The organism is Streptomyces sp. NPDC058632, from assembly GCF_042717095.1.
Taxonomy (GTDB): Bacteria; Actinomycetota; Actinomycetes; order Streptomycetales; family Streptomycetaceae; genus Streptomyces.
In genome coordinates, this window is the sequence record NZ_JBHXQZ010000149.1 from 1 (window position 1) to 11,838 (window position 11,838).

Consider the following 11,838-nt stretch of genomic DNA (forward strand, 5'->3'; position numbering starts at 1 on the left):
GGCCCGGTCCGTCAGGACCGGGCGGGCGCTCCGCCGGTACGTCGTCGCGACCGGGGTCGGGTCACGCGCCGCTCTCCCGCAGCATGTCCTCGCGCTCGACGAGCTTCACCCGCTCGCGCCCCTGCGGCTCGCCCAGCGCCTTCTCCGCGGCGTCCAGCCGGTACCAGCCGTCCCAGGTGGTGTAGCGGACGGAGTGCTCGGCGAGGAACGCGTCCACGGCTTCGGGCTCGGGCGTCGCGGGCGTCTGCAGCCGTCCGTTCGCGAAGTCGTCCAGCAGGTTCGCCACCGTCTCGTTGGCGTCGCCCTTGGTGTGGCCGATCAGGCCGACGGGGCCGCGCCTGATCCAGCCGGTGACGTACGTCGACGCCAGGTGCTCGCCGTTCTCCTGGATGACCCGGCCGCCCTCGTCCGGAACGGTGCCGGAGTCGATGTCCCAGGGCAGCTTGGGGAGTTTGTCGGACAGGTAGCCCACCGCGCGGTAGACCGCGGTGACGTCCCAGTCCTTGAACTCGCCGGTGCCCTTGACGTTGCCGGTGCCGTCGAGCTCGGTGCGCTCGGTGCGCAGGCCGGTCACCTTGCCGTCCTCGCCGAGGATTTCCGACGGCGACTCGAAGAAGTGCAGGAACAGTTTGTGCGGGCGGTCGCCGGCATCGCGGATCGCCCACTTCTCCAGCGTCTTCGCGACCATGTCGGCCTGCTTGTTGCCGCGCCGGGTGGCGATCGACCCCTCGTCGTAGTCGATGTCCTCGGGGTCGACGACGACCTCGATGGTGGGGGAGTGGTCCAGCTCCCGCAGCTCCATCGGGCTGAACTTCGCCTGCGCCGGGCCGCGGCGGCCGAAGACGTGGATCTCCCGCGCCCTGTTGGCCTGCAGCCCCTCGTGGACGTTCGGCGGGATCTCCGTCGGCAGCAGTTCCTCCGCCGTCTTGGCGAGGATGCGCGCGACGTCCAGGGCGACGTTGCCGACCCCGAGCACGGCGACCTTCTCCGCCTCCAGCGGCCAGGTGCGCGGCACGTCCGGGTGTCCGTCGTACCAGGAGACGAAGTCCGCGGCACCGTACGAGCCGTCGAGGCCGATGCCCGGGAGGGAGGACATCGCCCGGTCGGCGGTCGCGCCGGTGGCGAATATCACGCCGTCGTAGAACGCGCGCAGGTCGTCGAGGTGGATGTCGGTGCCGTAGTCCACGTTGCCGAACAGCCGGATCTGCGGCTTGTCGAGCACCTGGTGCAGGGCCGTGATGATGCCCTTGATCCGCGGGTGGTCGGGAGCGACGCCGTAACGGATCAGACCGAAGGGTGCCGGCATCCGCTCGAAGATGTCGATCGAGACACCCGGGTCGGCGGCAACGTCGGACTTGAGCAGGGCGTCGGCGGCGTAGATCCCGGCGGGGCCGGATCCCACGACGGCTACCCGCAGGGGGCGGGGCATGGTCAGGTTCCCTTCGAGCGATGGACAAGAGCCTCGCCGGAAATCCTAAACTAAGGCATACCTAACCTGGTACGCGGGTCCGGTCTATGGACTCATAAGCGGACCTTATGACTGCCCTTACGGATCCCCGGGCAGCCCTTCGTGGATCACGGGATGGTCTGCTCGGCCCAGATGATCTTACCGGTCGGCAGGTAGCGGGTGCCCCACCGCTCCGACATCTGCGCCACCAGGAACAGGCCGCGCCCGCCCTCGTCGTTCATGGTGGCGTACCGCAGGTGCGGAGACGTGCTGCTGTTGTCGAAGACCTCGACGATCAGATTGCGGTCACGCAGCATCCGTACCTCGATGGGGACGCCCCCGTGGCGGATCGCGTTGGTGACCAGCTCGCTCAGGATCAGCTCCGTGGTGAAGGCCAGCTCGTCCAGGCCCCACTCGGACAGCTTCCGCGTGATCGTGGCACGCACCTCGGCGACCGCCGCCGGGTCGGACGGCACCGGCCACCGGGCGATCCGGTCCTCGGGGAGCGCCCGCGTACGCGCCACGAGCAGGGCGATGTCGTCCCGCGCCCTGATCGGACGCCGGGCCTCCAGCACGGCCCGGCAGGTGTCCTCGGAGGAGTCACCGGCCCGGGACAGCGCCTCGCGCAGCAGCTCCAGACCGACGTCGATGTCATGGTCCCGGTCCTCGACGAGCCCGTCCGTGTACAGGACCAGCCGGCTGCCCTCCGCCAGCTCCAGTTCGGCCGTCTCGAACGGCAGCCCGCCCAGCCCCAGGGGCGGACCGACGGGCACGTCCGCGTACTGCACGGTGCCGTCGGGACGGATCAGCGCGGGCGGCGGATGTCCCGCGCGGGCGACGGTGCAGCGCCGGGTGACCGGGTCGTAGACGGCGTACAGGCAGGTCGCCCCGGTCACCGGGGCGCTGTGCTCGTCCTCCGTCTCGTCCTGGTCGATGCGGCCGACCAGCTCGTCCAGCAGGCCCAGCAACTCGTCGGGCGGCAGGTCGAGCGCCGAGAAGTTGTGCACCGCCGTGCGCAGCCGCCCCATGGTGGCCGCCGCGTGCAGCCCGTGCCCGACGACGTCGCCGACCACCAGCGCGACCCGCGAACCGGACAGCGGCAGGACGTCGAACCAGTCGCCGCCCACCCCGGCCTGCGCGGGCAGATAGCGGTAGGCGATCTCCAGCGCACTCTGCTCGGGGAGGCTGCGCGGCAGCAGACTGCGCTGGAGCGTCACCGCCATGCTGTGCTCGCGCGTGTACCGGCGGGCGTTGTCGATGGACACCGCGGCCCGCGCGACCAGCTCCTCCGCCAGGGCCAGCTCCTCCTCGTCGAACGGCTCGGGCTTCTCGGAACGCCAGAAGCTGACCACACCCAGCACCAGGGAACCGGCCCGCAGGGGCACGGTGATCAGCGAGTGGATCCCGTACGCCACGATCTGCCCCGAGCGCTCGATGTCCTGCGCCCGCCACCCAGGGGCCTCACCCAGCCGGGGCTCGATGAGCGACCGGCCGGAGGCCAGGCTGCGGCCCTGCGGGGACGATCCGACGAACCGGGTCTGGGTGCCCACCGGGTACAGCGGGGTGTCCTTGCGGATACCGGTCATCGCCGTGCGGCGCACCGACCCCGCCACGTCCGGCTCACCGCCGGCCAGCACCGTCTCGAACAGGTCCACCGTGGTGAAGTCCGCGAACCGCGGTACGGCCAGTTCCGTCAGCTCCTCGGCCGTGCGCGCCACGTCCAGGCTGGTCCCGATTCCCACACCGGCGTCGTAGAGCATGTCGAGCCGCTCCCGCGCGGTCTCGGCCCGGCCGGACAGGGCGCGCAGCTCCGTGGAGTCGCGGACTGTGGCGACGCTGCCGGGCGGGCCTCCCACGCGGTCGGTGGACCGCTGGTTGACCGCCAGCAGCCGGTCGCCGACCCGGTGCACCTCGTCCGTGGCGACCCGCCCCGAGGACAGCAGGTCGGCGGTGCCGGGGTCGAGGGAGAGATCCAGCACGTCACGGCCCTCCGCGTCCTCGGGCAGGCCGAGCAGCCGGTGCGCCTCGTCGTTGGCGAGCAGCAGGGTGCCGTCGTCGTCGACGATGACCACGCCTTCCCGCACCGCGTGCAGCACCGCGTCGTGGTGCTCGTACATGCGGGTCATCTCGTACGGGCCCAGTCCGTGGGTCTGCCGCAGCAGGCGTCTGCTGACCAGGGCCGCGCCGGTGGTGGCCAGCACGAGCGCGACGGCCCCCGCGGCCAGCACCAGCGGCAGCTGCTCGTCGGCGACGCCGCCGACGTTCTCGGTCGTGATGCCGGCCGACACGAGACCCACGACGACGCCGTCGGAGTCGTTCACCGGCACCACGGCCTGGACCAGCGGGCCGATGGTGCCGGTGATCTCCTCGGTCACCGGCCGTCCGGCCAGCGCGGGCTGGAGAGTGCCGACGAACTTCTTGCCGATCCGGTCCGTCCTCGGGTGCGTGTAGCGGATGCCGTCGGTGTTCATGACGACGACGAAGTCGACCTCGGCCTGTTTGCGGACGGCCTCCGCCCGCGGCTGGAGCAGGAGGGTGGGATCGGGCGACTCGAGTGCCTCGACGATGCCCGGCGAGTGGGCCAGGGTCTCGGCCACGGCGAGAGACCGGTTGCGGGCCTCCAGTGTGCTGTCGTGCCGTACCTGCAGCACCAGCGCGAAGACGGCGGAGACGACCAGCAGCAGCACGATCACGACGTACAGGATGAAGACCTGGCCGGCGACGCTGCGGGCGCTCAGCAGTGACCGGACCCACTTCGGTGGGCGCCACCGAGAGCCACCGCCTCCCTGTCGCTGCCGACGTACGGAGGCCGTGGTGCCGGGCCGCTGGGGCGACCGGGCCAGGGATCGACCCATCAGTCGGACCATGTGCCGAGCTTACCTACAGCCCGGAACCGTGCGCTTTCGGCCGGATGGGGACGTGGAGCCGGGGACTGAGCAGTCGGCGGAGGAACTGCCGGCGCATGTCGAAAGCGCCGGGTCCCGATCGACGTGGGAGTGAAAGCGGTACGTTCCCCCTCCTTGCAGGAGGATCCGCCGTGACCGCGGACATGGCCGTCTCCCCCGACGGTCGCGTGGCCGGTACCGGTGTCGCCCCCGACCGCCCAGGACGCGACGGCGCCGAGGCGTTCTTCGGCCGGATGCACAAGATGGCGAGCCGGCGGCAGCGCCGGGGCGGCCACAGCGCCCTCGACCGGGCGAAGGCCGTCGCCGCCCACCTGGAGTACCGCTTCGGGAAGCAGGCCGGACCGGAGAAGCAGCCCGGACGGGATCACTCCTCGGTGCGGGCGGTCGGCCCCCACGGACCGCGCGACCGGTGGTGCGTTACCGGTCGCGCGGCCCGCTCCCCGTGCCACTGGCCCCCTCGGCGCTCGTCCCCCAACGGCGCTCGAGCGGGGCTCATTCCGCCAGCGCGAGGGCCAGCTCCGTCGTGGCACGGGCGATCTTGGTGTCCTGGTCGTCCATCAGGCGGCTCAGGTCACCCCGCCGGGCGCGCACCGCCTGCCGGGCAGCCCGCTCCCAGACGACCGGGTTCTCGCGGTGATTGAGCAGCTTGGGGTACGCGGCGGCGGTGCTCTCCCACTGCCGGGCGTCGGCGATGGCCTTGAGCAGCCGGATGATCTCGGCACGACAGGTCACGTGCGGCAGCTGCGCCAGCTCCCAGAGGAAGGGGACGGTGGCGGCCGTCGCCTGCTCCACCACGAAGCCGTACTGGCAGATCCGTTTCCGCAGATCCTCCAGGGCGGACCGGGCGGTGTCGGCGTCCCCCCAGGCGATGGCGTTGAGCAGCAGGGGGACGGCCGCCGCCGATCCGGTGGAGTCCTGGATGTCGCGCCACGGCACGCGGGACAGTGACGTGAGCGGTGTCGTACGGGCCATTCCGGTCGGGGACGTGTGGCGCACAGGGCGCTCGCTGCTCGGCTGTTCCGTAGAAGCGCTGCGCATCGCGTGGGTGCCTTTCGCGGCGGTCGTGTCGAATGGGGGGACGGTCAGGCGGGCGGCCGGGCCGACAGCCGGGCCCGGAGTGTCTTGTGTGCCGGGGGCGCCGGGAGCCGGCCCCCTGTCTCGGGCGGGGCGTCGACGGTCGGCCGGATCACTTGGTGCGCAGGTGAGGACACGCCATCTCCCCGATGCGACGTCAGGACGGGGCGCCAGCATGGGGGTTGACGCCCCCGCTATTATCCACGCTGAGAACGCTCGCGTGCAATTGCATGAGAAATTGCGTGAAGTTTTTTCGGGGCGGACCGGGGCGGACCGAGTGCGATCCGGCACGCCTCGGCGAACGGCCGGGCGCCGCCCGGCAGTGCACAGGAACAGCAAGGAGGCTTCGGTGCCAGGAGTGCGGAACGGAGTGCGGGCGAGTTCCTTGGACGCCTGCTGGATAAAGAGCCGGCACAGCAACGCCGAGGGCAACTGCGTCGAGGTGGCCCCGCTGGAGGACGGGGGTGTGGCGATGCGCAACTCCCGCGACCCCGACGGGCCCGCGCTGGTCTACACGCCGGCGGAACTGGCGGCGTTCCTGGCCGGGGCGAAGGACGGCGAGTTCGACCACCTGGTCTGACGGGACCGGCCGGCGCGATGAGGCGTCCGGTCCGCGCCGTCGTGCCGGAGCGGTGAAGTGGAGTTCAACTGCCCACTTCTGTAAGGCTTCTGCGGGGCACATGCGCTGTGGAACGCTGAGGTGCGATAGTGTAAACCGCCCTTGTGCCGGTCTGCTGGGAGTCAGGATGTCCGCCGCGTCGCATCGTATCTCCCGTCTGGAGCCCTATCTGGACCGGCCCGAGCCGGCTCCGACCCTGCTGAAGATGCTGGTCGGTGTGCAGTTGGCCGGCTTCCGTGAGGACGCCGGGCTGGCCCAGGACCAGGCGGCGCGCTCCGTCGGCTTCAGCGCGGCGAAGCTGTCCCGCATCGAGTCCGGCAAGGGCCGCCGCCCGCCGACGGAGAACGACATCCGGGCCCTGCTGAAGTTGTACGGCACCGACGACTACGAGGTCTCGGTACTGCTCAAACTGCTCCGGCGGGCCGGAGAGCCGGGCTGGTGGCAGCGGTACGACAAGCGGCTGATGCCCGAGTGGTTCGACCGGCTGGTCGGACTGCAGGAGGCCGCCGCCACCATCCGCACGTTCGAGATCCAGTACGTCCCCGGTCTGCTGCAGACCGCCGCCTACACCCGTGCGGTGGTGGAGCGCGGCCTGCCCAACGCGCCGGCGGGCGAGGTGCAGCGTCGCGTCGAACTCCGAATGCGGAGGGCCGCGTTGTTGATGCGTGAGGGCGCCCCGCAGCTGTGGGCGGTCATCGACGAGTCGGTTCTGCTGCGTGTGCTGGGCAGCGTCGAGGTGATGCGGGAGCAACTCGCCCACCTCATGCGGATGGCCGAGCGCTCCAACGTCACCGTGCAGATCGTGCCGTTGAGCGTGACGAACGCGTCGGCTCCCGCCATCCCGGTGACGTATCTGCGCTTCGGCGGCCTCGACCTGCCCGACGTGGTCTATCTGGAGCACATCAAGAGCGCCAACTTCCTCGAGGACCTCGACGAGACGGAGGAGTACCGGATCGCGCTGGACCGCCTCGCCGACGAGGCCCTGCGGCCCCGCGAATCCCTGGACCTGCTGCGCGCCACCATGCGGGAGCGCTACCCGGAGCCGCAGTCCGGGACGTAACACCTCGGTGCCTCGGGCCGGAACGCAGCGCGAACGCCTCTTGCCCGCCCCGGACCACCGGGGTCGCGCGCGAGGGGCGTCGGCGTGTCCGGGACCGCGCGGCGGGGCACGCGCTCGCGGAACCTACAGAGGGATCCGGCCCACGCCGCCGAACTCGATCCACTCCTGGGTGAGTTGACGGGGTACCACCTCGGTGTCCGGACGCCAGGTGGACACCTCCACCAATCCCGGCTCCAGTACCTCCAGACCCTCGAAGTACGACGCGACGTCGCTCTCCGTGCGCACCCGGCCCCAGTGTCCCCGGGTCGCCTGGTCCATGAACTCCGTGACGGACTTGCGGACTTCGGGGTCCCCGCTGACCAGCTGACACATCACCAGGAAGCTGCCCGGCGCGAGTCGTTCCCGGACCCGGCGGGCCACGGCGATCGGGCCGTCGGTGTCGCTGTCCGGGATGCAGTGGAACACGGAGTTGAACAGCACGCAGACCGGCTGCGAGAAGTCGATCAGGCGCTGCGTCTCGGCGTGGCCGAAGATCGAGTCGGTCTCCCGCATGTCGGCCTGGATGACCACCGTGCGCTCGTCCTGCTCCAGCAGCGCGCGCCCGTGCACCAGCACCATCGGGTCGTTGTCGACATACACCACATGGGTGGTCGGGTCGACACGCTGGGCGACCTGGTGGACGTTGTCCTGGGTGGGCAGGCCGGAGCCGTGGTCGAGGTACTGCCGGATCCCGTACTCCTGCGTGAGGATCCGGACGACCCGCTGGAGGAAGCGCCGGTTGTTCAGAGCCAGGCGGCGCGTGCTGGGCACCACCTTGTCCAGCTCTTCCACGGCGGCACGGTCGGCCGCATAGTTGTCCTTGCCGCCCAGGTAATAGTCGTACATGCGTGCGGCTGTCGGCACGGTTGCGTCGATCTCGGTGGACAGCTGATTGCCGGTGTGCATCGTTCCCCCTGCGGAGTGCCGCGCCAACTGGACTGGCTGGACAGGGAGTACATCCTAGGTAGCGCTGCGCGAGTGGGGCCAGCCCGTCGGCGGACAAGACGCCGAAGAGGCGGTGGGCCATCGTTGTCAGTACCTGCTGTCAGCAGGTGGTTGCGTTGCGTCAGGATCTGTATCGGTGCGGGTGTGCCGGTATCGTCGGTTTCATCCCCGTCGGCGTATGCGGCGGGCGGGGCCGGCCGGCCGATTCAGTCGCTTTCCCGGGAGACAGCCATGGACGCCATGGACGACTACTACGACCTGGGCGGCTATCGCCGCCCCGTGACGACCTCCGTGGCCGAGGCCCAACTCTGGTTCGAACGCGGGCTGTTGTGGACCTATGCGTTCAACCACGAGGAAGCGGTCGCCTGCTTCGAGAGGGCGGCCGAGGCCGACCCCGGCTGCGCCATGGCTTACTGGGGCATCGCCTACGCTCTCGGCCCGAACTACAACAAGCCCTGGGAGGCCTTCGACAACGACGACCTCATCCGCAGCGTCGAACGCACCCATGCCGCCGTCGAATCGGCGCACGAGAAGGCCGCGGGAGCCACCCCCGTGGAGCGGGCCCTCATCGGAGCCCTGCGCGCCCGCTACCCCCAGGGGCGGGTCGTCGAGGACTGCTCGGTGTGGAACGAGCCCTACGCGGACCGCATGCTCGCGGTGTACGAGAGCGCCCCCGACGACCCGGACGTCGCAGTGCTCTGCGCGGACGCCCTGATGAACCTCACCCCCTGGCAGCTCTGGGACCTGAAGACCGGCGGCCCCGCCGCGGGCGCCCGTACCCTGGAGGCCAAGGCCGTACTCGACCGGGCGCTCGCCGGTGACAGCGGTGCCCGGCATCCCGGCGTCGTGCACCTGTACATCCACCTGATGGAGATGTCCCCCACTCCGGAAGCGGCCCTCATGGTCGCCGACCGGCTGCGCGGCGCCGTACCCGACGCCGGACATCTGCGCCACATGCCCTCGCACCTCGAGGTGCTGTGCGGCGACTACCGGCGGGTCGTGTCCGACAACACCCTCGCGGTCGCCGCCGACGAGAAGTACCTCGCTCGGTCCGGCGCCATGAACTTCTACACCCTCTACCGAGCCCACAACCACCACTTCAGGATCTACGGCGCCATGTTCGCGGGCCTCTCGGAGATCGCCCTGGACGCCGCCGCGCAGCTCGAAGCCGCCGTCCCCGAGGAACTGCTCAGGGTGCAGAGCCCGCCGATGGCCGACTGGCTCGAGGGCTTCCTGGCGATGCGCTTCCACGTCCTCATCCGCTTCGGCCGCTGGGACGACATCCTGGCGCTGCCGTTCCCCGCCGACCCGGCGCTGTACCGCGCGACCACCGCGATGCTCCACTACGCCCGTGGCGTCGCCCTCTCGGCGACCGGCGAGATCGACCGGGCCGAGGCAGAGCGGGAGAGCTTTTGTGCCGCGGTGGACCGGGTGCCGGACACGCGCATGCTGTTCAACAACACCTGCCGGGACGTCCTCGCCATCGCGGCCGCGATGCTGGACGGCGAACTCGCCTACCGCAAGGGCGACTACGACGAGGCGTTCGCCGCACTGGAGCGGTCCATCGAGCTGGACGACAACCTCCCCTACGACGAGCCCTGGGGCTGGATGCAGCCCACCCGGCACGCGTACGGGGCCCTGCTGCTGGAACAGGGCCGCGTGGACGAGGCGGAGGCGGTCTACCGGGCGGACCTCGGCCTCGATCCCACCCTGCCCCGGCCGCTGCAACACCCGGGGAACGTCTGGGCGTTGCACGGGTTTTACGAGTGCCTGACGCGTACGGGCAGGACGGGGGAGGCCGCGATCGTGGCCCAACAGCTCAAGGCGGCGGCCGCGTTGGCGGACGTACCGATCGAGGCGTCCTGCTTCTGCCGGCTGGACACCCGTCCGACGGCCTCCGGCGCGGACGCGGACACCACCCGGGACGACTGCCACTGCGCCTGAGCCGAAGACGCTGGTACGGCCGGACGCCCCGGCGCCGGGGCGTCGGGGGCGGAACGGCGTGCCGGGGGCGTCAGTGGGTTTCCACGACCTCCTGGAACGACTCCATGCAGGGGAAGCAATGGCGGTCCGTCGCGCTCCGGCGACGGGGCTCGTCCTCCTTCTCGACCCCGCACAGCGTGGTCGTTCTGTCGGTGGTCAGAACATGCCACACAAGCTCCCCCGAAGTGTCCGCACCGCACCACATCTCGTGCATTCCCAGCTCCCTCCGGGTAGGCAGGCCGCTTCCATACGAGCACGGCGCGGGCCGATACGACGTCCGGGGAGGGCCATGCGGGTGATGTACGGGGCGGGTGCGTTTCCGTACGGCGGTCACCGTCGGCGTCGACTCCGGCGGTGACCGCGCCTCCTCGCCCCCCGGCTTCGCCGGCACACGCGGTGCCGAACACCGACGGCCCTCGGCCGATCGTCGCCGTCCTGCCGTCCTGCCGTCCTGCCGTCCTGCCGTCCTGCCGTCCTGCCGTCCTGCCGTCCTGCCGTCCTGCCGTCCTGTCGACGGGCGGCCGGGCCGATGAGACCGGTGAGATTGCCGGTCCGCGTGGGCGCCCTCCTCTCCGACAGTGGCAACCGCCAGCCCATCGGCGGCGCCCACGGCCGGCGCACGGTCACTTCCCACGTCGTACCCCGTGCACCGGCCACCGGGCGGACCGCCGCGACAGAGAGGACCACCCGCCGTGCAGCAGCACCCCCACACCGGCACCGCAGGCCCGACCACGCGCCCCTCCCGCGCCCGGCGCGGCAGGGCCGGACGGCTGACCGGACTGGCCGCGGCCGTCGCCGCCGTCGTCGGCCTCACCACCCTCACCGGTCCCGGCGCGCACGCCGCGGACAACCCCTACGAGCGCGGTCCGGCGCCGACCCAGTCCAGCATCGAGGCGCTGCGCGGCCCGTACGCCGTCTCCGAGACCTCGGTCTCCTCGCTCTCCGTCACCGGCTTCGGCGGGGGCACCATCTACTACCCGAGCAGCACTGCCGACGGCACGTTCGGCGCGATCGCCATCTCGCCCGGCTACACCGCCTACGAGTCCTCCATCGCCTGGCTGGGCCCGCGCCTGGCCTCCCAGGGATTCGTCGTCTTCACCATCGACACGAACACCACCCTCGACCAGCCCGCCTCCCGCGGCGACCAGCTGCTCGCCGCGCTCGACTACCTGACCGGGCGCAGTGCGGTCCGCGGCCGCGTCGACAGCAGCCGCCTCGGTGTCATGGGCCACTCGATGGGCGGTGGCGGCAGCCTCGAGGCAGCGAAGGACCGGCCCTCGCTCCAGGCGTCGATCCCGCTGACGCCCTGGAACCTCGACAAGACGTGGCCCGAGGTCAGGACCCCCACCCTGATCTTCGGGGCCGACGGTGACACGGTCGCCCCGGTCTCCAGCCATGCCGAGCCGCTCTACACCGGCCTGCCGTCCTCCCTCGACCGGGCCTACCTGGAGCTGAACAACGCCTCCCACTTCACGCCCAACTCCAGCAACACGACGATCGCGAAGTACAGCATTTCGTGGCTGAAGCGGTTCATCGACAACGACACCCGCTACGAGCAGTTCCTGTGCCCGCTGCCGCAGCGGAGCCTCACGATCGAGGAGTCGCGGGGCAACTGCCCGCACACCTCCTGACATCCCGTCGGACACCGACAGGCTCCGGTGGCGGGGGGGGGGGGGGCCCGGGCGCCCCCCCCCGGGGGGGGGCGGGGGGGGGTGTAAAAAAAACACCCCCCCCCACCCACCATGTGTTGGGTTTGATGGGTGGT

General features: G+C 71.0%; 8 protein-coding genes. 4 read left to right on the forward strand and 4 right to left on the reverse strand.

The features are described 5' to 3' along the window. Positions 1-61 precede the first annotated feature (61 nt). From ACFWVE_RS33640 to ACFWVE_RS33650, 3 genes are all read right to left on the reverse strand, one after another. Positions 62-1,429 (reverse strand): FAD-dependent oxidoreductase, encoded by a 1,368-nt coding sequence (locus ACFWVE_RS33640; RefSeq protein WP_384022620.1) that lies wholly within the window; start codon positions 1,427-1,429, stop codon positions 62-64. 146 nt (positions 1,430-1,575) lie between these two features. Then, a complete protein-coding gene (locus ACFWVE_RS33645; RefSeq protein ID WP_384022623.1) occupies positions 1,576-4,302 on the reverse strand; it encodes a SpoIIE family protein phosphatase in 2,727 nt (908 codons plus the stop codon). Positions 4,303-4,845: 543 nt separating this feature from the next. Next, positions 4,846-5,391, reverse strand: coding sequence for a hypothetical protein (locus ACFWVE_RS33650; RefSeq protein ID WP_384022626.1), 546 nt, complete (start codon positions 5,389-5,391; stop codon positions 4,846-4,848). Positions 5,392-5,776: 385 nt separating this feature from the next. Between ACFWVE_RS33650 and ACFWVE_RS33655 the strand changes: the two genes are divergently transcribed. Both ACFWVE_RS33655 and ACFWVE_RS33660 read left to right on the forward strand, forming a co-directional pair. Further along, positions 5,777-6,007, forward strand: coding sequence for a DUF397 domain-containing protein (locus tag ACFWVE_RS33655; RefSeq protein ID WP_384022629.1), 231 nt, complete (start codon positions 5,777-5,779; stop codon positions 6,005-6,007). A 166-nt stretch (positions 6,008-6,173) separates the two neighbouring features. Beyond that, positions 6,174-7,106 (forward strand): helix-turn-helix domain-containing protein, encoded by a 933-nt coding sequence (locus ACFWVE_RS33660; protein WP_384022632.1) that lies wholly within the window; start codon positions 6,174-6,176, stop codon positions 7,104-7,106. Positions 7,107-7,229: 123 nt separating this feature from the next. Here ACFWVE_RS33660 and ACFWVE_RS33665 read toward each other — a convergent pair whose 3' ends face one another. Continuing rightward, positions 7,230-8,051: an SAM-dependent methyltransferase gene (locus ACFWVE_RS33665; RefSeq protein WP_384022634.1), complete on the reverse strand. Its 822-nt coding sequence runs from the start codon at positions 8,049-8,051 to the stop codon at positions 7,230-7,232. 279 nt (positions 8,052-8,330) lie between these two features. Here ACFWVE_RS33665 and ACFWVE_RS33670 point away from each other — a divergent pair, with 279 nt between their 5' ends. Both ACFWVE_RS33670 and ACFWVE_RS33675 read left to right on the forward strand, forming a co-directional pair. Beyond that, positions 8,331-10,034: a hypothetical protein gene (locus tag ACFWVE_RS33670; RefSeq protein ID WP_384022640.1), complete on the forward strand. Its 1,704-nt coding sequence runs from the start codon at positions 8,331-8,333 to the stop codon at positions 10,032-10,034. Between the two features lie 731 nt (positions 10,035-10,765). Next, positions 10,766-11,704: an alpha/beta hydrolase gene (locus ACFWVE_RS33675; protein ID WP_384022637.1), complete on the forward strand. Its 939-nt coding sequence runs from the start codon at positions 10,766-10,768 to the stop codon at positions 11,702-11,704. The last annotated feature ends 134 nt before the right edge of the window (positions 11,705-11,838 follow it).